This is a genomic window from Epilithonimonas caeni DSM 17710 (genome assembly GCF_000426465.1).
Taxonomy (GTDB): Bacteria; Bacteroidota; Bacteroidia; order Flavobacteriales; family Weeksellaceae; genus Epilithonimonas; species Epilithonimonas caeni.
Map to the genome: position 1 here is coordinate 35638 of NZ_AUFK01000018.1, position 20243 is coordinate 55880.

Annotated in this window: 17 protein-coding genes; 3 read left to right on the forward strand and 14 right to left on the reverse strand. The window is 36.7% G+C overall.

Going from position 1 to position 20243, the window contains the following annotated elements; genetic code table 11:
- Positions 1-42: 42 nt before the first annotated feature.
- The 5 genes from dnaX to tamL all read right to left on the reverse strand — a co-directional run bounded on the left by dnaX (position 43) and on the right by tamL (position 9459).
- A complete protein-coding gene (gene dnaX, locus K319_RS0111930; RefSeq protein WP_027383805.1) occupies positions 43-1125 on the reverse strand; it encodes a DNA polymerase III subunit gamma/tau in 1083 nt (360 codons plus the stop codon).
- 456 nt (positions 1126-1581) lie between these two features.
- The gene (gene odhB / locus K319_RS0111940; RefSeq protein ID WP_027383806.1) at positions 1582-2820 is read right to left on the reverse strand and encodes a 2-oxoglutarate dehydrogenase complex dihydrolipoyllysine-residue succinyltransferase; all 1239 of its coding nucleotides are present in this window, start codon (positions 2818-2820) and stop codon (positions 1582-1584) included.
- Between the two features lie 69 nt (positions 2821-2889).
- Positions 2890-5700, reverse strand: coding sequence for a 2-oxoglutarate dehydrogenase E1 component (locus tag K319_RS0111945; protein WP_027383807.1), 2811 nt, complete (start codon positions 5698-5700; stop codon positions 2890-2892).
- Between the two features lie 126 nt (positions 5701-5826).
- Positions 5827-6861 (reverse strand): SRPBCC family protein, encoded by a 1035-nt coding sequence (locus K319_RS0111950; RefSeq protein ID WP_027383808.1) that lies wholly within the window; start codon positions 6859-6861, stop codon positions 5827-5829.
- A 15-nt stretch (positions 6862-6876) separates the two neighbouring features.
- Positions 6877-9459, reverse strand: coding sequence for a translocation and assembly module lipoprotein TamL (gene tamL, locus K319_RS0111955; protein ID WP_027383809.1), 2583 nt, complete (start codon positions 9457-9459; stop codon positions 6877-6879).
- Here tamL and K319_RS0111960 point away from each other — a divergent pair.
- Positions 9445-10173 (forward strand): TrmH family RNA methyltransferase, encoded by a 729-nt coding sequence (locus tag K319_RS0111960; protein WP_027383810.1) that lies wholly within the window; start codon positions 9445-9447, stop codon positions 10171-10173. The genes tamL and K319_RS0111960 overlap by 15 nt on opposite strands.
- Positions 10174-10197: 24 nt before the next feature.
- Here K319_RS0111960 and K319_RS0111965 read toward each other — a convergent pair whose 3' ends face one another.
- The 5 genes from K319_RS0111965 to porQ all read right to left on the reverse strand — a co-directional run bounded on the left by K319_RS0111965 (position 10198) and on the right by porQ (position 13351).
- Complete coding sequence (locus K319_RS0111965) at positions 10198-10692, reverse strand: hypothetical protein (protein ID WP_027383811.1); 495 nt, start codon at positions 10690-10692, stop codon at positions 10198-10200.
- A 4-nt stretch (positions 10693-10696) separates the two neighbouring features.
- Entirely contained in the window at positions 10697-11005 is a 309-nt protein-coding gene (locus K319_RS0111970; RefSeq protein WP_027383812.1) for a hypothetical protein, read from the reverse strand.
- A gap of 90 nt (positions 11006-11095) precedes the next feature.
- Entirely contained in the window at positions 11096-11473 is a 378-nt protein-coding gene (locus tag K319_RS0111975; protein WP_027383813.1) for a YtxH domain-containing protein, read from the reverse strand.
- Between the two features lie 96 nt (positions 11474-11569).
- Positions 11570-12247, reverse strand: coding sequence for a (d)CMP kinase (gene cmk / locus K319_RS0111980; RefSeq protein ID WP_027383814.1), 678 nt, complete (start codon positions 12245-12247; stop codon positions 11570-11572).
- A gap of 108 nt (positions 12248-12355) precedes the next feature.
- The gene (gene porQ, locus K319_RS0111985; RefSeq protein WP_027383815.1) at positions 12356-13351 is read right to left on the reverse strand and encodes a type IX secretion system protein PorQ; all 996 of its coding nucleotides are present in this window, start codon (positions 13349-13351) and stop codon (positions 12356-12358) included.
- A gap of 189 nt (positions 13352-13540) precedes the next feature.
- Here porQ and pyrH point away from each other — a divergent pair, with 189 nt between their 5' ends.
- On the forward strand, positions 13541-14248 hold the full coding sequence (pyrH, locus tag K319_RS0111990; protein ID WP_027383816.1) for a UMP kinase: 708 nt from the start codon (positions 13541-13543) through the stop codon (positions 14246-14248).
- Positions 14249-14351: 103 nt separating this feature from the next.
- Positions 14352-14906 carry a ribosome recycling factor gene (frr, locus tag K319_RS0111995; RefSeq protein WP_027383817.1) on the forward strand — a complete coding sequence of 185 codons (555 nt, stop codon included), beginning with the start codon at positions 14352-14354 and terminating at the stop codon, positions 14904-14906.
- A gap of 142 nt (positions 14907-15048) precedes the next feature.
- On the opposite strand, the gene K319_RS0112000 is transcribed toward frr, so the two are convergent.
- The 4 genes from K319_RS0112000 to gldD all read right to left on the reverse strand — a co-directional run bounded on the left by K319_RS0112000 (position 15049) and on the right by gldD (position 19937).
- Positions 15049-16425 (reverse strand): peptidylprolyl isomerase, encoded by a 1377-nt coding sequence (locus tag K319_RS0112000; RefSeq protein ID WP_027383818.1) that lies wholly within the window; start codon positions 16423-16425, stop codon positions 15049-15051.
- A 65-nt stretch (positions 16426-16490) separates the two neighbouring features.
- Positions 16491-18320 (reverse strand): hypothetical protein, encoded by a 1830-nt coding sequence (locus K319_RS0112005; RefSeq protein ID WP_027383819.1) that lies wholly within the window; start codon positions 18318-18320, stop codon positions 16491-16493.
- A 56-nt stretch (positions 18321-18376) separates the two neighbouring features.
- Positions 18377-19297 (reverse strand): PfkB family carbohydrate kinase, encoded by a 921-nt coding sequence (locus tag K319_RS0112010; RefSeq protein WP_027383820.1) that lies wholly within the window; start codon positions 19295-19297, stop codon positions 18377-18379.
- An 82-nt stretch (positions 19298-19379) separates the two neighbouring features.
- Positions 19380-19937 carry a gliding motility lipoprotein GldD gene (gldD, locus tag K319_RS0112015; RefSeq protein WP_027383821.1) on the reverse strand — a complete coding sequence of 186 codons (558 nt, stop codon included), beginning with the start codon at positions 19935-19937 and terminating at the stop codon, positions 19380-19382.
- Positions 19938-20243: the final 306 nt, after the last annotated feature.

A 20243-nucleotide genomic window follows, 5' to 3' on the forward strand; every position in this document is an offset into this window, starting at 1 on the left:
TATTATCGGAAATTAAATTAGCTTCAAGAAGCGGGGCTAATATTAAGAACTTTTTTTTTTAGCTTCCAAACCCGCTGTCAGACTTGATAATTGCATCAATGCAATCTCAACGGTCAATCTCGGGTTTTTAGAATTCTTATAATTGATGTCAGCAAAATTACAAATCTCAATTCCATCAATCAATTGCTGTGCAGACCATTTTTGAGATTGTTCTGCAAATTTAGCTTTTGTTTTTTCTCCAACTTCAATTAGATTCAGAGTTTTCGGATTCTGTGCCATCATAAGGTCGCGGAAATGATTTCCTAGTCCTGCAATGAAAATATGTGGGTCAAATCCCTTTTTAACAATTTCATCAAAAGCGGTCAAAACACTTGGGATATCATTCTCTTTCGCCAAATCTACAATTTTCAGATATTGGTCATAATCCAAAATATTGAGAACTTCTGCCGCTTTTTCAAGCGTGATGTTTTTCTGAGAAAATGTGCTCAACCTATCAAAGATTGATAAAGCATCTCTCAATGCTCCATCAGCTTTTTGGGCGATTAGGTAAAGCGCATCATCTTCGTAAGTGATGCTTTCTTTCTCAGCAATTTTTCTCAAATGTTCCTGAATATCCTCAATCGTGATTCTTTTGAAATCATAGATTTGACATCTTGAAAGAATCGTTGGAATGATTTTATGCTTCTCAGTCGTTGCAAGAATAAAGATCGCATGTGCAGGTGGTTCTTCCAAAGTTTTCAAAAACGCATTGAAAGCAGCCTGAGATAACATATGAACCTCGTCGATAATATAAACTTTATATTTTCCGACCTGAGGCGCAAATCTGACCTGATCTATCAATTCTCTGATGTCATCCACAGAATTGTTGGAAGCCGCATCTAATTCATAGATATTAAATGCAAATCCGTCATCATCTGCTGCGCCGGATTTTTCATTGATTTTTCTGGCAAGAATCCTGGCGCAAGTCGTTTTACCTACACCCCTCGGTCCGCAGAATAATAATGCCTGAGCCAACTGACTTTCGTCTATAGCATGCTCCAAAGTATCCGTAACGTGAGATTGTCCAACAACAGTATCAAACTCTTGCGGACGGTACTTGCGTGCGGATACGATGAAATTTTCCATTGTTCAAAAGTAAGGAATAATTGTGGATTTTCGAAATTGTTTTCGATTAACTCGAAAAATTTTTCGAACGCCAAGAACACAAAGATTTTATTAATTATTGAAAATATCTTTAAGGTTCGCAAAGGTACTTCGACAAGCTCAGCATAAACTTCAAAACTCATCAAAGTTTCATAATCATAAAAGTGTGTTTGTCACTCCGGAGGAATCTCGACAGCTAAGTTTAGATTCTTTCAGAATGACAATAATATGTTTTTAAGGCAACTGTTGTTTTGATGTCGAATCTGCAGCCCGACTTGAGCGGAAATCCTTTTTTGCTTGTGCAAAATTTCTATTTAATATCAAATGGTTCTGCAAAAAAGATTGGGAGCGGAAGGCGGAAATAGCTGCCCAAATAATAATTATTTAACAAAAAAAAGAGAGCAAAATGCTCTCTTTAAATATCTTGTTTGTAATTTCTTACAATTCTAATGCTTTTCTTTCGTCGCCATCCATTAGGAATTCCACTGGATTGTCAATCGCTTCTTTCACAGCAACCAAGAAACCTACGGACTCTTTTCCGTCGATGATTCTGTGGTCATAAGACATTGCAACGTACATCATTGGTCTGATAACAACTTGCCCGTCAACTGCAACCGGTCTTTGGATAATGTTGTGCATTCCTAAGATTGCAGATTGAGGAGGATTGATGATCGGAGTTGACATCATAGAACCGAAAGTTCCACCATTTGTAATCGTGAATGTTCCACCAGTCATTTCGTCAACAGTGATTTTTCCGTCTCTAACTTTAGTTGCCAGATCCTTGATGTTAGCTTCAACACCTCTAAGGGTCATATTTTCAGCATTTCTAAGAACAGGGACCATCAAACCTTTTGGCCCGGAAACTGCGATAGAGATATCTGCAAAATCATAATTGATTTTGAAATCACCATCAATAGAAGCATTCACGTCCGGATAAAGTTTCAATGCTCTTGTTACAGCTTTTGTAAAGAAAGACATAAAGCCAAGTCCAATCCCGTGTTTTGCAGCGAATTCTTCTTTGTATTGTTTTCTGATCCTGAAGATCTCAGACATATCAACCTCGTTGAAAGTTGTCAACATCGCCGTTTCATTTTTAACAGAAACCAATCTTGCAGCAATCTTTCTTCTAAGAACTGAAAGTTTTGTAGTTGTCTGGGCTCTGTTTCCACCAGCCGGAGCATTTCCCATTGCAGGAACAGAAGCAGTTACAGCATCATCTTTCGTGATTCTGCCATCTCTGCCTGTACCAGTTACCTGGCTTGGAGCAATCCCTTTTTCGTCAAGGATTTTTTTAGCAGCAGGCGAAGGTGTTTGAGCAGCATAAGTTTCAACTTTTGGAGCTTCTGCTTTTACCGGAGCAGGCTCTTCTTTTTTAACTTCTGCTTTTGGTTCTTCTTTCGGAGCCTCAGCTGCTGCAGCACTTCCTGCTGGTTTTGCAGCATCCATATCGATAAGACAAACTACCTGACCAACTTGTACCACTTCTCCTTCTTCTGCTTTCAAAGTAATGATTCCACTTTGCTCAGCAGGAAGTTCCAAAGTTGCCTTGTCAGAATCTACCTCTGCAATCGGCTGGTCTTTTTCTACGTAATCACCATCTTGTACTAACCACGTTGCAATTTCAACTTCTGTGATTGATTCTCCCGGTGAAGGAACTTTCATTTCTAATATTGACATACTAATAATTGTTTTTAATTTCAGAACAATCCTATTAAGATTGTTATTCTTTATAGTTTATTAATTTTATTAAGCTGTTACTGGTCTTTTTGCAGGTGCATCTTCTGTTTGAAAAACCTCGTTGATAATTTTGGTTTGATTTTTCTCAAACATTTTGTGACTTCCCGGAGCAGGAGTTCCGCTTGCAACCGGAGAAATCAGCTGGATACCTGTATCTCTGAAGTTTCTAAGAATGAAACTCCAAGCACCCATATTTTCAGGTTCTTCCTGAGCCCAGATCAGTTCTTTCTTATTTTTATATTTATCAAAGATCGAATTGATTTTTTCAAGATCCAATGGGTAAACCTGCTCCAATCTTACCAAAGCTACTTTATCATCATTGATCTCTTCTTTCTTAGCTAATAGATCGTAATATAACTTACCTGTACAAAGCACCACTCTTTCAACTTTTGCAGCATCGGCAGTCGGGTCGTCCAAAACCGGTTGGAAACTTCCGTTTGCTAAATCTTCCAATGGAGAAACTACTTTTGGATGTCTCAATAAAGATTTCGGTGTCATAATAACCAATGGTTTTCTGAATCCGAATTTCATCTGTCTTCTCAGCAAGTGGAAATAGTTTGCAGGAGAAGTAATGTTTGCAACAATGATATTTTCATTGGCACAAAGTGTCAGGAATCTCTCCAACCTTGCGGAAGAGTGTTCTGCACCCTGGCCTTCTGAACCATGTGGCAACATCATTACCAATCCGTTTTGGATCTTCCATTTTTCTTCGGCAGCAACCAAATATTGGTCAACAATAATCTGAGCACCATTTGTGAAATCTCCGAACTGAGCTTCCCAAATTGTCAAAGTTTTCGGTGCAGCCATCGCATAACCGTAGTCATAACCTAAGACGCCATATTCTGACAAGTGAGAGTTATAAACATCAAATCTCTGCTCGTTGACGTGACGAAGCGGGATGTATTCTTCTTCAGTATCTTCTGTTTTCACAACAGCATGGCGGTGAGAGAATGTTCCTCTTTCCACATCTTCACCGGAGATTCTTACATTGTAGCCTTCAGTCAAAAGTGTTGCATAAGCTAACAACTCTCCTAATGCCCAATCCAAAGAATTATTTTCTACCATCTTGACTCTATTTTCGAAAAGACGGGTAATTTTATTAATGAACTTTTTATCTGCAGGAAGTGTCGAAATCTTGATTGCTAGCTCTTTAAGTTTTTCCAGATCGTAAGTCGTATCAACTTTAGAATTAGAAACACAACCTTTTCCTCCGATTGGGAAATCTGTCCAGTCATCTTTCATAAAGATGTCCATCGTGTTTCTCTCTATTTCTTTGGATGCATCAAAGTTCTCATCAAGCAACGCTTTGAACTCCTGCTCCATTTTTTTCAAAACTTCATCAGAAACTACATTTTCCTTGATCAAAAGGTCTTTATAGATCTCTCTTGGATTTGGGTGTTTTGAAATTGTTTTATAAAGATTCGGTTGAGTGAATCTTGGTTCATCGCCTTCATTATGGCCATATTTTCTATAACCCAAAAGATCGATATAAACATCCTTGCCAAACTTCGCACGGAAATCTGCGGCAAATCTGATCGCATGAACCACCGCTTCTACATCATCAGCATTGATGTGCATCACAGGAGAATCTGTTACTTTTGCAATATCAGTACAATAGACAGACGATCTTGCATCCATATAATTGGTTGTAAAAGAGACCTGGTTATTGACAACAATGTGAACTGTACCACCTGTTCTGTAACCTTCCAGGTTCATCATCTGAGCAATCTCATAAACGATACCCTGCCCGGCAATTGCACCATCACCGTGGATCACAATTGGTAAAACTTTGGAATAATCGTCTTTGTAAGTATTGTCAACTTTAGCTCTACAGATTCCTTCTACAAGTGCGGCAACAGTTTCAAGGTGCGATGGATTCGGAGTAAGGTTGATTCTTACTTCTTCTCCGTTTGCTGTAGTGATTTTCTTAGAAGAACCTAAGTGATATTTAACATCACCCGAGAAAACATCTTCTTCGAACTCTTTTCCTTCGAATTCTGAGAAAATCTGTTTGTAAGACTTTTGGAAAATATTGGTCAATACATTCAGACGTCCTCTGTGAGCCATCCCAAGAACAACCTCATCAACACCTAACTGAGAAGAACGCGTGATCAATTGGTCAAGCGCAGGAATCAAAGATTCACCACCTTCCAGAGAGAAACGTTTTTGTCCCACGAATTTTGTATGTAAATAATTTTCAAACGCAACCGCCTGATTCAATTTGAAAAGAATTTCAGTTTTTTCCTTAGCAGAAAGATTGGGGTGGTTTTCGTTGACGTTCACCCATTCCATGATCCACTTTTTCTCTTCTACATTCTGAATATGCATATACTCCACACCGATAGAATCACAATAGATGTTCTGAAGGTGTGTGATGATCTCTTGCAAAGTTGCAGGACCAGGCATCCCGGTCTGAGTTGCAGAATTGAATTTTTTATTAAGGTCGTCCTTGGACAATCCGAAATTTTCTATATCAAGTGTCGGAAAGTAATGTCTTCTTTCTCTTACAGGATTGGTTTTTGTAAAAAGGTGTCCTCTTGAGCGATAAGCTTCGATTAGATTTACAACTTTGAATTCTTTTGTGATATCTTCTGAAACCGTGTTGTTTGTAACAGCTTGCTGAGCATATTGAACCGGTGCAGAACCTGTAGATACTGCTGTAACCTCTGCATCTTCGCCATAATTTTCTAAAGCGAAATCGAAACCTTGAAAAAATGCTTTCCAAGAAGGTTCTAGAGCATCAGGGTATTTTTTGTACTGCTCATACATATCGTCAATTAACTGAGCATGTACGGCATTTAGAAATGAAAATTTATCCATTATTACAGATTATCTGTTAAAATTTTAATTTTAAATAATTGCCAACAAAATTACTAAATTTTTGTTGATCAGCATTAAATGTAATGATTTATTGCGATAAATATACGTGATATTTATCAGATTGACCTATCGGAAAACTGGCAAGGATAATTTAAGCTTTACGTCTTGATTTTCAGTTGGATCTTCAAGAAACTCTTCTATAAGAAGACCGTTTCTCAAAGTATCTTTTTTTGCCTGTTTTAACAGTTGCTGTACATTTTTGACCCTGTTGTTATAATTTCCTTGATAATACATCACATAGACCTTGGAAGCGTTCATGGTCTGAAAGTTGAAATTATTATCACTTACGGCAACTCTTTTTGACAACGGAACGCCATAAAAATAGGAGACCTCCTTGTCTTTGAGATTGGAAGGATTTATAAGCAATACGGGCGCACCGAATTCATCATCTTTTTTGCCAAGATCAGACCTGACGAAATTCAGAACCTTACCATGATTCATAATGACGTTTTTGAAAAGTATATCTTTCGTATTCCTTGTACTCACATTAACACCTAATAGCAATCCTCCTTCCCTGTTTTCTACCATCAGGCTGTCATATTTAACAGATGCCAGTTTCTGCTCTTTATCTACTTTATTCCCTAATAACTGATAAAGATTTTTCACACTTTTATCAATATTCTCAACAAAAAAATCTTCTGCAACTAGGTTCAAAGACCTTTCAAGATAGCTTCTTTTGGGAGTTTGCACATTCCAAAGCATTTTGGTCTTATTGCCTGCTGCTGTAAATTTGACGTCTATCAAATAAGGATTCTCATTCTCCCCGTCGAAAAGCTGATAACGAAGCGTACGATTGGGATTGGAATAACGAATAAAAAAATCGCCAAATTCTCCGTTATCCTTGTCAGAATACTTCATGGCACTTCCAATTCCCTCATAAGGTGTAAAATATGTAAAATTCAGATCTTTCTTTCCTGTGAAATAATCATTCCAAGTGGTAAAGTTCTGAAGATTATTGAACTGAGGAAAAACTTTGTCCACAGGATAGTTTATCTCTGATCGATAAGTAAAATTTTTACTCTCATCCACAAAATTCATGGAAATAGAATAGATACCGAACAGGCAAAAGGATATAATGATTATAAATTTGAAAAGACGCATTGTAAAATATCAGATTTAGAAAGGGTAACCAATCGCAAAGTTAACGGTAGGCTGCAATGGTTTTATTTTATTGATCACCCATCGGCTTCCTTCCGGTCTATTAGGGTCATGTACTTTGTAGGCCATGTCCAATCTAAGATTGACATAGGCAATGTTGATCCTTAATCCAAAGCCACTCCCGACTCCCATCTGGCTAATAAATTTTTTGAACTTGAACTGATCGCCAAATCCATTATCCTTAAGCCCCCAGATATTACCCGCATCTGTAAAAAGTGCTGCTTCAAACATATCTGTAAGGGGCATACGATACTCTATACTGGTTGTGAGCTTCACATTGTCCATAGCATAAGAACGCACTCTCTCATCCAATTGGGAATCAGCAGGACCTAATCCTCCGAAAGCAACCCAGGCTCTGATATCGTAAGCACCACCATTAAAATATGATCTGACAAAAGGCATGGAAGAAGAATTCCCATAAGGAATCCCCACCCCAACAAACTGACGAAATGCCAATGTGTGAGGCTTAGTCCTATCATTAAAGAAGCTGAAATATTTTTTGAAATCAAGGTCAAATTTTATAAACTGCGAAAACGGGATCTTGAAAATTGTTTTAGAATTACCCGAAACTACTCCATCCTCGTGTTCTCTACGAGAAAGAAGGTTAAGCGTATTTCCCGCAAATTCTACTTTCCCACTAAAAAACATTGGATTTGTGTAATCTTTTTTCCCTATTTCATTATATGTAAAATTATAGATGATCGAAGAAATGATAACATCCTGAGTTTGTCTGTCCTTATTGATCAATGATTGTCTGAAAGCATTGATCGTATCTTGATTCTCTGTAGAAATAGATGACAAAAATGCCTGGTCATTGATGATCATTTTAGAGATCTGGTCATAAGAATAATTATTTGTGTTTACATCGGGATAGATATCTTCATACCAACCAAACACCGTTTGCCTGATCACATCTTCTGCAGGGAAGTAATCATAATATTTATCTTTGTTCTGTGTCAAACTCAGCTGTGTATTGAAAAGTGTCAATTTATGCTGAATCCTTCCATTATCCACATTGGCAAAGTAATTAAGCCCTGCATTGAAGTTGATCCTGCCCAATCCGATATTATTTTGTACAGAGGCTCCCAGATTTATGCTCGTTATCGGGGAATATTTCTTTGGAATCCATTTATAATATTTTCTAAATGGAACCAACAATCTCGGAAACTGAAGAGATGTTTGGGCAGATAATTCGTAGGCATTGAAAAATGCATCAGGATTTTTAGGATCTTTTGTCGTTCCTATGATCCCGGAAAAACTTGTCGTCAAGTTTTCCGCCCCACCAAATATATTCCTGGACGTAAGATCTACAGATGGCGAAAAACCAAAATTCAGGATTTGAGAATAATGCAGATCAGTAGCAATATTGAACTCATATTTTCGTAATGGACTCAAAACATATTCCACATCTATGATACTATCTGAGCCTTTCCTAAAATCATCGGAAGCTTTCAGTATCGTAAAATTATTCATAGCAATGAGATTCTTTCTGGTGAGATCCAAATTGGTCTGCTTATAAACCTCGCCAGGTTTTAAAATAATTGGCAGCCATAAAGAATTCACAGAATACGCAGTATCTTTCCTCAAAATATTGATACCTCTCAAACTATCCTTCAAAGGAAGCTTATTGACATCATTGATATTCCTTGCCACTGCAACTGTAATTTTACCAATTGTCGATTTTCTGTAAGGTGTGTTGAGAGAATCTCGGATGATATTCATCACAACTGGAACATTCTTTCTGCCATGCAGAGAATCTGCAACAAAATAGATATCCTGATTATCATTATTGAATTTATAATAACCCTCTTCCTTCATTTGATTATTGATTCTAGTGATCTCCTTTTCAAGAACACTTTCATCCAGAATCTGTCCTTTTTTAACAAAACTTTTATGGAATTGGAATTCATACAGACTTCTGATATTCTGATCTGGTATATTATAAAAATAATCCTTGATATAAGTAGGATCTTTATGAGTAATGATATAGCTGACCTCCGCTTTTTTACCTGCAGAATCTTTTTTCACACTGGTTTTAACTTCCGCATCCCAGTATCCTTTGTTGATCAGTTTATTATTAATACTCTTAGCACTTTGTTTTGTTTTAGCATCGCTATATATAACAGGAGCTTCTCCAACACTATGAAAAAATCGATTCCAAAAAAGGTTTCGTCCCACAAATTCCGGATGTTCGTATTTCCTGAAAAGGGAATCTCTGAGTTTCTGATTTCTCATCTCACTCGGATAGGTCATATATTCTTTCAAAATGGTATCATACTTGGGATTGGCTTTATTATAGAGGATCAATCCCAAAGGTATGGCAAACAGCGTTTTTTTATTAGGCTTCTGGGCGACAAGATCTGGGATCTCATCCGAAAGTAATTGTCCATCGGTATATTCGAATTTGTTCTTTGTAAGCAGATAGTCACCATCGGGAACTTTTTTTGTCACGTTACAAGCATACAAAAACACACTTAAAATTGTGGAATAATAAAATATATGATACTTTTGAAAATATTTGTTGATATGCTTACGGCTCATACTATAAAGACTATACAATCTCTGGACAAAAAGAAATACAGGCAAAAATACAATTTGTTTTTAGTTGAAGGTAATAAAATCATAAAAGAACTGCCAAATTCTGATTATGAAATTGAAAATCTGTACTCCGTAAATCCGGAAAATTTATCTTTTAAAACGAAAGAAATTGAGAAAATCTTGCCCAACGAACTGAAAAAAATAAGTTTTCTTCAACATCCGAAAGATTCTGTCGCGGTTTGTAAGATCCCAGAGAATAAAATATTAAAAGAGGTTTCCATTCAATTGATATTAGACGGCATCCAGGACCCGGGCAATCTTGGAACGATCATAAGACTGGCGGACTGGTTCGGGATAGAACAGATCATTTGTAGCAATGATACAGTAGATGTTTATAATCCAAAAGTCATACAAGCAACGATGGGATCCTTTCTAAGAGTGAATGTTTGCTATACAGATCTGGAAGAATACCTATCAACATATCCATATCCGACCCTGGGGACGGATATGAACGGGGAAAATATATATGAAACCGATTTTCCGGAAAAATTCTCATTGATATTTGGGAATGAAGGAAACGGACTGCGAGCTTCTACAGAAAATCTTATTTCAAAAATGATCACAATCCCAAGATTCGGCAAAAATCAATCTACCGAAAGTCTGAACGTATCTATGTCCGCCGGAATCATACTGGGGGAAATTTTTTCTAAAAAATAAAAATTATCCACTATTGAAATAAATTCAAATTAGTTTCTCGAGGCTAGAGGCTGCTTTATTCTTTTGATAGTCGTCTAGTTTTTTTCTGATAAATCTCAGAGCATAGGGTGCAACATATACCAGCGCAAGACCTAAGGCTTTTCTTTTCCAATTTTTATTCATCACACTTTTTTTCGCAAAATTACCTACCAAAGTTACAACGCCCATTTTTATCGTATTCTCCAGCAATCCTGATCGTAAACTATCATTGGCCAGACCGAGAATATTTTTTTTAGATGCGGATTCTTTAATCCCGGAAGATATTTCTCTCATAATATTCTGAGTATCGAGAGAGAGAGAAGTATCACCATCCTCATTTTTTGTTTCTTTCAAGAACTTGTCTGTAAAACCATGGGTCAACACTCCTAGACTTTCTTTCTTACTTTTGAAAGTAATAATATCCTCGAGTTCTCCGATCTCATGTTTCAGGAGTTTTTTCTGATTTCTAAGCTCTTGCAGATTATTGTAGTTAGTTGCCATAATTTTAATGTTTTAAAAATTCTATTACCTGATTTGCTATAGATGTCACAATTTTTTTCTTCAAGACAATGACGATCAACATCAATAGAAAATAAAATCCGGCAACAATCAAAAATCCATAAGCGGCATTACCTAAAGACTGCCCAATAAGAAACGCAATCCCGAAATTGAAAAGAATAATAAAAAATGAGAATGCAATCAAAACAATAGAAAGAAATGCGATGATGCCAGCTGACAATGAAGACTTCTCTGTAAATTGCAACTTGAGAAGATCCAATCGCTTGGTTGTATAATCTTTTATAATATCAATCATAAGAATCTTGTTAAATATAAAATTACACTTTTATTTACAAAAAAAGGAACTTAGAAACTAAATTCCTTTTTATAGCTATTTAAAGGGTTATTATTTCAAACCATCCAATTCGGTCTCTACATCTTTTACAACATCAGAAGTTTTTGAAACGATCTGATCTTTGTACTTATCATAACTGTCTTTCACAGTTGAAGCTACATTTTGAGCTGTTTCTTTGAACGTTGAAGACAAAGACTGATATTTATCCTTTACATTGTGGGACACTTCCGAGTATTTATCTTTAACTTTTTCAGATGTTTTGCCATACTCGTCTACAGCTTTATCTTTTAGGTCATTCGCCTTTTCTCTGATTTTTTTTCTGGTTTCTTTACCTTCTTCTGGCGCATAAAGCAATCCTAGAACTACACCTGTAGCTGCTCCTGCCAACAATGCAGCTAATACCGCTGCTGAATTTGATTTTTTTGACATTATTTATAATTTTTTAGTTAATTTAAAAATTTCGATTTGATAATTCTAAATTTACAACTAAAATGCCAAAGAAAAAATAAACTTCTTAAAATTTTGTTAAAACTTTTTGATATAGGACAAAATCAACTTTATCGTTTCTTCTTTATTGATATTTGTATTATCTATAAGAATGGCATCATCAGCTTGTTTAAGAGGGGAGACTTCTCTTTCGCTGTCAATTTTGTCTCTCGAGATGAGATTTTTCTTCACTGTTTCAATATCAGTTTTTTCGCCAGCCAATTCCAATTCCAGAAAACGCCTTCTGGCACGTTCATCCTGACTTGCTGTCATAAAAAATTTGTAATCGGCATTTGGAAGGACAACTGTTCCGATATCTCTGCCATCCATGATCACACCTCCTTTTTTAGCAATATCGCGTTGCGTTTTCAGTAAAAAACTTCTCACATCAGCCTCTTTTGCTACCTGACTTACATTGTCCGAAACCTGTGGAAATCTGATTTCCCTATCTATATTCTTACCGTTAAGAAAAAGTTTAAGCTCGCCATCAATATCCTGAAATTCCAGATTGATCTTTGGAAGATCAGCAATTAATTTATCAATGTCTACATTTTTGTCAGCATCTACACAATTCTGAATAGCATAAAAAGTAACACCCCTATAAAGTGCACCCGTGTCCATATGAATCAGACCCAATTTTTTTGCAATGATTTTAGAAATAGAACTTTTCCCTGTAGATGAAAATCCGTCTATAGCGATTACCGGCTTTTTTGTCATGCCACAAAATTAAAAAAATTTAAGCTCTCGACATTAAGGAATTTGTTTGATCTAGAAATTTAATTCTTTAAATATTGACTTTCAATATCCTTCTTTAGAAACTTGACTTTATCTCCTGTTTCCTCCAAGTTCTATAAGATCCATCGTAAGACCAAGCATGTTGACATTGGAAGCATTGTGATAACGCATATGAGAATAATCGAACCTGAAAGAAGAGATCTTGATGCTGAATCCAGCTGATAATCCCGTGAAATTTCTCTGGTCGAGCACAGCAAGATCACCTCCTCTCTTCACATTATAACCTACTCTAATATTAAAAGCCTGACCAGGAAACAACTCGGCTCCCAAAGACAAATGGTCTAAAACTTTCCTACCGAATTTTGTAGGCTGTCCATTGATATCGGTATCCGGAGAGATATTGAACTCTTGCAGGTCGTGTGCAGTAATAGTAAGCGCAGCAGGAAACTCATTCAAAATCTTGGTATAACCAAGGTCTACGCGAAAAGGAAGTTTTTCCCTTACACCATTATAAGGGCGAATCTGATAACCAAAATTACGAAAAACCAGGGCCAACGTTTCATTGGTCTTATCAAAATAATAGGTAACTCCTGCATTGGCTGTAATGGCAGAAGATGAATAGGTATCTATTTTAGAGGTCACATAATTTACATTCATCCCTATTGTCCAATCATCTTCGAACTGATAGGCATAACCTAATCCTACTGATGCATCCATTGCAGAGAAATCACCATTGATATTAGAACTTTCATCGGTCCTCGGCATAGAGCCATAATCCATATATCTTGCATTGAACGAGACCAGATGGCCATACTCCATATCACGAACATAACTAATGCTCCCGATCTTTGTATCCGCAAGATAAGAAGCATAATTTACAGATAACATTTTATCCATTTCCAGGTTCATCAGAGCCGGATTGGCAGCTGTAAAGTTCACATCATAATCACGAACAGAGATAGCATCTCCCAAAACGGCTTGCCTCGGAGAAATCGGAATATTAAGGAACTGATAGACCGTGGTCCCTGTCTGGGAAAAAACCACTTTGGAAATTATGATAAAAAAAAGGTAGTAAAACTTCTTCAACACTATATCTTGGCTTTGCAAAAATAATCTATTTTGATACTAATCAAAATTTTTACACTACTATCTTTTTCATTAACGTAATTCTTTTGCTTTCATTATATTTGCACAGTCAAAATTTAAAATAAATTTGAATTTGCCTGATAAGAGGAATTCGATCTGATAAACTAAGAAAAAGTAACAACAAAAATAATGAAATATAAAAGAATCCTTCTGAAACTAAGTGGTGAGGCACTTATGGGAGAACGCCAATATGGTATCGACAATGATAGACTGAAAGAATATGCAGTAGAGATCAAAAAAGTAGTTGATAAGGGTTGCGAAGTTGCAATCGTAATTGGCGGCGGTAATATTTTCAGAGGATTAGCAGGTGCTGCAAAAGGCATGGACAGAGTTCAGGGAGATTACATGGGGATGCTTGCAACAGTGATCAACGGAATGGCTTTACAAGGTGCTTTGGAAGACGCCGGGATCATTACAAGATTGCAATCTGCCATAGAAATGGACAAAGTTGCCGAGCCTTTCATCAAAAGAAAAGCGGTTCGCCATCTTGAAAAAGGAAGAGTTGTGATCTTTGGGGCTGGAACTGGAAACCCTTATTTCACAACAGATACTGCGGCAACGCTTAGAGCAATTGAAATAGATGCTGATGTGATTCTAAAAGGAACAAGAGTGGATGGAATCTATGATAGTGATCCTGAAAAAAATGCAGATGCCGTGAAATTCAACAGCTTGTCATTTGATGAAGTTTTTGAAAAAAACCTGAAAGTAATGGACATGACGGCATTTACCTTAAGTCATGAAAACAAGCTGCCAATTATCGTCTTTGATATGAATAAAGAAGGTAATCTGGAAAAACTAGTAGACGGAGAAAATATAGGAACACTAGTCAACGTTTAAATGAGGATCGATTTTTGATATTTTGATTTAAGATCATTTATCACTTAATTATATAATCCATCATTCATAAAATATGTGTCAATTATCAAATTTTAAATATACAATGGAAGAATTAGAACTCATTGTAGCATCGGTAAAGCAAGAGATGGATGCTGCAATCAAGCATTTGGAACACGCTTTTCAAAAGATCAGGGCCGGACGTGCTTCCACATCTATGGTTCAGGATGTGATGGTAGAATATTACGGGGCTCCGACTCCACTTAGCCAGGTTGCGAACGTGTCTGTAGTAGATGCAATGACACTTTCTATCCAGCCTTGGGACAGAACGGCTTTGGGAGCAATAGCGAAAGGGATCGTCAACTCCAACCTTGGTTTTGCACCGTCTAATAATGGCGACGTGATCATTATCAATGTACCTCCTTTGACAGAAGAAAGAAGACGCGAATTGGCAAGACAGGCAAAAGGAGAAACCGACCAGACAAAGGTAACCATCAGGAACGCAAGACAGGAAGGTAACAAAGAACTGAAAAGACTGGATGGCGTAGCTGAAGACCTTATAAAAGGTGTTGAAAAAGATATCCAAGACCTTACAGACGCTTACGTGAAAAAAGCTGACGAACATCTGAAAGTAAAAGAAGCCGAGATCTTAAAAGTTTAATCCTACTGACTCTTTTAATTAAAATGTACAGGCCTCACAATTTGATATTGTAAGGCCTTTTATCTTGGTTAGAAAAAATTTATTACAAAAAACTAAAAAAGGATGAGCAAACGCCCATCCTTTTGTTTTTTAAAATTGATTATCATTTAGTTTCCACTACAGAACTTTTCAGCCAATTGCTGTGGAACTTGCAATCCTTGTATTTGTTATCAATGGAAATGAAGATGGAAGGGATTTTATTATTGACCCATTTTTCCACAATTTCATTCTTCTTCTTGTTTAGAGCCATATCCTTGATCCTTTCATAATCAGTAGATAACTCCAACTGGTGTGCATCTATGATATCATTCACCTGAATAATGCTTATCATTTTTCTTTTCTGAGAATCTTCTTGCTGAAATGGGTCTGTAATATCACCCTTTTTAAGACCAGCGATCTGATAAGAAATTGTAGGATCTAGCCCTAATTTTTCCAATTTGTCCGATCCATCACTATTATTAGCAATCACACCTGCACTGAATTTGTTGCTCTTATCATCCGAGAATTTATAAGCTGCATCTTTGAAGCTGATTTTCTTCTCGATGATCAATGTTCTGATGCTATCTAATTCTTTTTTAGCGGCCGTAAGTTCTTCTGCATTCGGTGTACTTTTTATCAGAATATGTCTGGCATCGTATTTTTTACCATTTCTCTTAACCAATTGTATCAGGTGATAGCCAAACTCGGATTCAACCGGGTCGGACAGCTCACCTTCCTGAAGATTAAGAGCCGCTGCTTCGAATGGCTTTACCATCTGGCCTGTATTGATATTCTTATAAAGTCCTCCCACAGCAGCAGAACCTTCGTCTTCTGAATAGATCCTTGCCATATTCTCAAAAGACTCTCCGCCTTTTATGTCCTGCTTGATCTTGTTCAGTTTATCTACGATCTCTTTTTTATGGGCTTCAGTTAATTTCGGATAGATACTGATTTTGGAAAGCGATACCTCATCCTTCACATTCGGAAGTTGGAATTTGAATTGATTATAAAAATCTGTTACTTCATTAGGCGTTACATCCGCTTTATCCGTAATACGTCCGTACTTTGCCTGCCCGTAATAATTATCCGCATCGATCTTCTCGATCGCATTTTTCATCTCGTAACTTGTTCTGAATTTATACGCCGCCAACATCGCCTTTTCATCCGGAAACTGTCCCAAGATCTGGTTATATTTATTACCTGCCATTTCTTTTATAGCAGCAGACCGGTTTTCTATAAGCGTATCCTTTTTAGCTTCGTAGATCAGCAATTTGTTATTCAGGATACTTTCCATAAAATCACATTTATCCCCGACATTGGCGCCTTGCTGTTTAGCATAGTTCGCCTGATCCTCTATGTCAGATTCCAGAACGATCTCATCACCAATTACGGCTGCGATACCATCTATAAGCTGACCTTTTTGTAATTGTGCAGATAATTTTCCACTGAAAAGGAAAATAAATACTGACAATAAAAAAAGACATTTAGTGTATTTTGACATTATTATTGTTTATTAAGGTGCAAAATTAGAATTATCAGCCAATTCTACTCTATTTTTAATTATAATTATTTCTTAAAATTTTTATTCAGTTCTTGCATGAAAGCAGGCTGAATTTCAACTTTTGTTTTTTTACGTTGATCAGCAATTGTTTTTTGTAATAATTTCTCAGTAACAGCATCATCCATTTCCGGCTCTGCTTCTGCCTGGGTCATCTGTTGTTCCGGCAAAAGTTCATCGATAGTAACGATCACATCCCTCTCACCAATTTTGGTAAGAAATGTTCCTTTTTTGAATGGTACATTATGCTTTTTGAAAATATCAGCAGATTCCTGGACTTTTCCCTCCTCAAAATGGACCAAGACCTGATTTTTATCGTTTACCAGATCCTTATACTTTGTTTTGAGTGCTTCCCATTTTTTAGGATCCTTTAGTTCTTTCTCCACATCTTTTACAAGTTTCGGATCAGAAACAACTGCTACTCTGGAAACAGCTCTCTTTTCCCAAACAAATTTGGATTTGTTCTCATTATAATACTGGGTATAAAGTTGAGGATTATTCTTGACCTCATTCTTAAGATATTCTGAGAAGATATATTCTGAATAGAGATTTTTCTTCAGTTCATCCAATTCAGGTTTTATCTCCGGAAGATCTTCAAAACCTCTGGCATAAGTCCCTAGTATATACTGCATAGCCTGATAACTCACAAGATCCGACCATTGATTGCTTGGCATCTGTTCAAGATTCTTGTATTGGGAGTCCATTGCTTTTTTTAGATCTTCATAGGTCACCTTGTTTTTTCCGTAAGTGAAAAGAACTTCTTTTGTGTCTTTTGGATTTAAATAGTTCTGGTAGGATTTTTTGATTTCCGCAAAATTTGTTGTTTCCGTATATTTGTTCTGAGTTTTCAGCCAGTCTGTCAATTTCTCCGTCATTTCCTCACCATAGCTCGTTGATAGCATTTCTTTCTGGAAAAAAGATTTATTTGCATCAGTAAGTGTATAGGGTTCAATATTATAAATATTGAAAATGAAATATTTGTCGTTGAACAAAATCGGCACTTTGGTATAGTAATCTTTTTTCTGACCTTTCAAGGCATTATAAACTTCATCCGGTAAAATAGGAGATCCCATGACTGCACCTCCCGATTTCTTTTCATCCTCAGTTGCTCCAAATTCTTTTACGACTTCTTGAAATTTCTTCCCCGATTCCAATTCTTTATAGATCTTGGCTTTTGTTGTTTCATAGTTTGCATCATTCGGAATTGTCAAGACACCGAAGATCATATATCCCAGACTTGGTCTTGTGTTTACAACCTTTGCAAAAGCTACGACATTCGGTTTATCAATGAAAGTGGTATAAGAGTTAACCGGAGTATTTTTTACTTGCTGATAAAGTTCGTAATCCAGCATTCCCGGTTTTACATAAAATGCTTTGCCAGCTTCCGGATTGGCATTTTTTGCCAGGAAATCCTCCATCTTCAATTTCCCGCTTTTCACCTCATTATAAAGTGCTTTGTAATCGGTCTTGTCTTCTGCTTTTTTCTCCTTTATGAAAAGTAAAACCTGGATCTCATTATTGCTGGATTTCACAAAATCCTGTAATAACGGGTCGACCAAATTCTTTGGATAGAATTTTTGCTCTCTTAGTTCTGATAATTTCTGATTTACAGTATTCACAAAAAAACTAAGCGTGTCTGCCTTCTTTTCTTTTGCCAACTGTTGCAGTAGCAAAAATTCTACTGTAGAGTTCACAGATTTGTCCGGACCAGAATTCTCCAGTCCATATTTATTCTCTCTCATATAATCTTTTACAGAGATACTGTCATTACCCACGATAAGATATTGGGAAAAGGCCATTTGTGAAGCTAGGACAACAGGAAAAAAAATCTTCTTCATTTTGTATATTTTAATTTATAACACCTTTTTGAGTGATAAATTTTGATTAGGTTAAATTATATTACAGACTCGAAAGAAGTCAGTTCCTTAAATTGATGAATTCTTTCGCTCAATTCTTCTTTTGTAACCGCTTGTATCCTTTCTGTACCGAATTTCTCCACCGTGAAAGAAGCCATTGCACTACCAACGATGATCGCTGTTTTCATAGTTTCAAAACTGAAATCACCTTTCTTGGTAAGATATGAGGCAAATCCACCTGCAAAGGTATCACCAGCGCCTGTTGGATCAAAAACTTCCTCAAGCGGCAAAGCAGGGATTGCAAAAACTTTCCCTTTGTGGAAAAGCAATGCGCCATGTTCTCCTTTTTTGATGATCACATATTTTGGTCCCAATTCGTGGATCTTCTTAGCCGCTTTTACAAGAGAATATTCTCCTGAAAGTTGTCTTGCTTCTTCATCATTGATTGTAATGACATCCGTTTTTGCGATCACTTTCATCAGGTTATCCCAGGCGATATCCATCCAGAAATTCATGGTATCAAGAATTACCAGTTTCGGTTGCGTTTTCATTCTTTCCAAAACCGAAAGCTGAACCACAGGGTCCAGATTTCCTAACAAAAGAACCTCTGCTTCCGATGAATGTTCAGGAACTTTTGGGTCAAAATCTGCCAAAACATTAAGTTCTGTAACCAAAGTATCCCTAGAATTAAGATCATTGTGATATTTTCCGCTCCAGAAAAAGGTTTTGCCATCTTTTACAACCTCTACTCCATCAACATTGATGTTTTTAGATATCATCATATCAAGATATTCCTGAGGGAAATCTCCTCCGATAACAGAAACCAAACTCACGTCTGTATCCAAAGCAGAAGCCGCCAAACCAATAAAAGTTGCTGCTCCTCCAAGGATCTTATCTGTTTTACCAAAAGGTGTTTCGATGGCATCAAATGCTACAGTTCCTACTGCTAGTAATTTCATATTTTAAGTTTTTATGTCGGAATTCCCGGTTATGGAAATCCTAAGTTTTTATATTTATATATTATTTTCTAAATTTCAAATCTTATTTCTTCCATTCAAAGGAATCTATCATATGGAGAAGGTCTCTTTTGACGTAATCGATGGCAGGTCCCAATGAATCAGGTCTTGGGCGGGAGTTGAAATACAGATTCCCCGTTACGAAATGCCTTGTACTATCCGTCACAAAAAATTGAACATTAGATGCCGTCTGACCTTTCAGAACATAAAAATTCCCATATACTTTTTTCTCCGGGTATTGGAAAAATTTGGTATCGATGGAACTTGCTTTGATCGTGTGTTCATAAACCATTTTCTCAACTTCTTTCACGTGAAGCGGGAAATCATTTTTGATAGGGAAATAAGTCAGGAAAACCTTTGCTTTCATCTTTGGATAGTTGACATAATACCAGCAATTTTCTTTGGCATCTTCCACCCTGGAAAAATCCGAATAGTCAAAAGAGTAATTGCAAGGTGAATCGAATCTCAAATATTTTGGATTTGGATATTCCAGGCGGAGGTCTCCTTTTGGCTTCGGGATGGGTTCTTTGCCACAGGAAAATAAGGTGAGTCCAATAAAAAGTCTGAACAGATTTTTTAACATCCGGCAAAAATAACAATTAGAATTGATACTGAGAATTTTGATTCCCAAAATTTTGTTAAGAATGATTGATTTACAGAGAAATGGGGATTAATTGTGAAATTGAGTTGGTTAAGATGATGTAGTGTTCCAAAGCCACAGCAGTTTGAGAAGATGTTTTACAAGCGCTGAATTGCAAATGCGTGAGGGCGAAGGGCATTGTTGGAGCTCTCCCGATGACAAACTTTGCAAAGTTTGTCATCGGGAAGCGACTGCCCGTAGACCGACCCGTTTTTGTATTGGGAAAAGCATTGGGAAAAAACGGAGCAC

Bases quoted from the DNA above. Each gene is read 5' to 3' on its own strand.
- dnaX (WP_027383805.1), bottom strand. From the start codon at position 1,125: ATGGAAAATTTCATCGTATCCGCACGCAAGTACCGTCCGCAAGAGTTT.
- odhB (WP_027383806.1), bottom strand. From the start codon at position 2,820: ATGTCAATATTAGAAATGAAAGTTCCTTCACCGGGAGAATCAATCACA.
- K319_RS0111945 (WP_027383807.1), bottom strand. From the start codon at position 5,700: ATGGATAAATTTTCATTTCTAAATGCCGTACATGCTCAGTTAATTGAC.
- K319_RS0111950 (WP_027383808.1), bottom strand. From the start codon at position 6,861: ATGCGTCTTTTCAAATTTATAATCATTATATCCTTTTGCCTGTTCGGT.
- K319_RS0111960 (WP_027383810.1), top strand. From the start codon at position 9,445: ATGCTTACGGCTCATACTATAAAGACTATACAATCTCTGGACAAAAAG.
- tamL (WP_027383809.1), bottom strand. From the start codon at position 9,459: ATGAGCCGTAAGCATATCAACAAATATTTTCAAAAGTATCATATATTT.
- K319_RS0111965 (WP_027383811.1), bottom strand. From the start codon at position 10,692: ATGGCAACTAACTACAATAATCTGCAAGAGCTTAGAAATCAGAAAAAA.
- K319_RS0111970 (WP_027383812.1), bottom strand. From the start codon at position 11,005: ATGATTGATATTATAAAAGATTATACAACCAAGCGATTGGATCTTCTC.
- K319_RS0111975 (WP_027383813.1), bottom strand. From the start codon at position 11,473: ATGTCAAAAAAATCAAATTCAGCAGCGGTATTAGCTGCATTGTTGGCA.
- cmk (WP_027383814.1), bottom strand. From the start codon at position 12,247: ATGACAAAAAAGCCGGTAATCGCTATAGACGGATTTTCATCTACAGGG.
- pyrH (WP_027383816.1), top strand. From the start codon at position 13,541: ATGAAATATAAAAGAATCCTTCTGAAACTAAGTGGTGAGGCACTTATG.
- frr (WP_027383817.1), top strand. From the start codon at position 14,352: ATGGAAGAATTAGAACTCATTGTAGCATCGGTAAAGCAAGAGATGGAT.
- K319_RS0112000 (WP_027383818.1), bottom strand. From the start codon at position 16,425: ATGTCAAAATACACTAAATGTCTTTTTTTATTGTCAGTATTTATTTTC.
- K319_RS0112005 (WP_027383819.1), bottom strand. From the start codon at position 18,320: ATGAAGAAGATTTTTTTTCCTGTTGTCCTAGCTTCACAAATGGCCTTT.
- K319_RS0112010 (WP_027383820.1), bottom strand. From the start codon at position 19,297: ATGAAATTACTAGCAGTAGGAACTGTAGCATTTGATGCCATCGAAACA.
- gldD (WP_027383821.1), bottom strand. From the start codon at position 19,937: ATGTTAAAAAATCTGTTCAGACTTTTTATTGGACTCACCTTATTTTCC.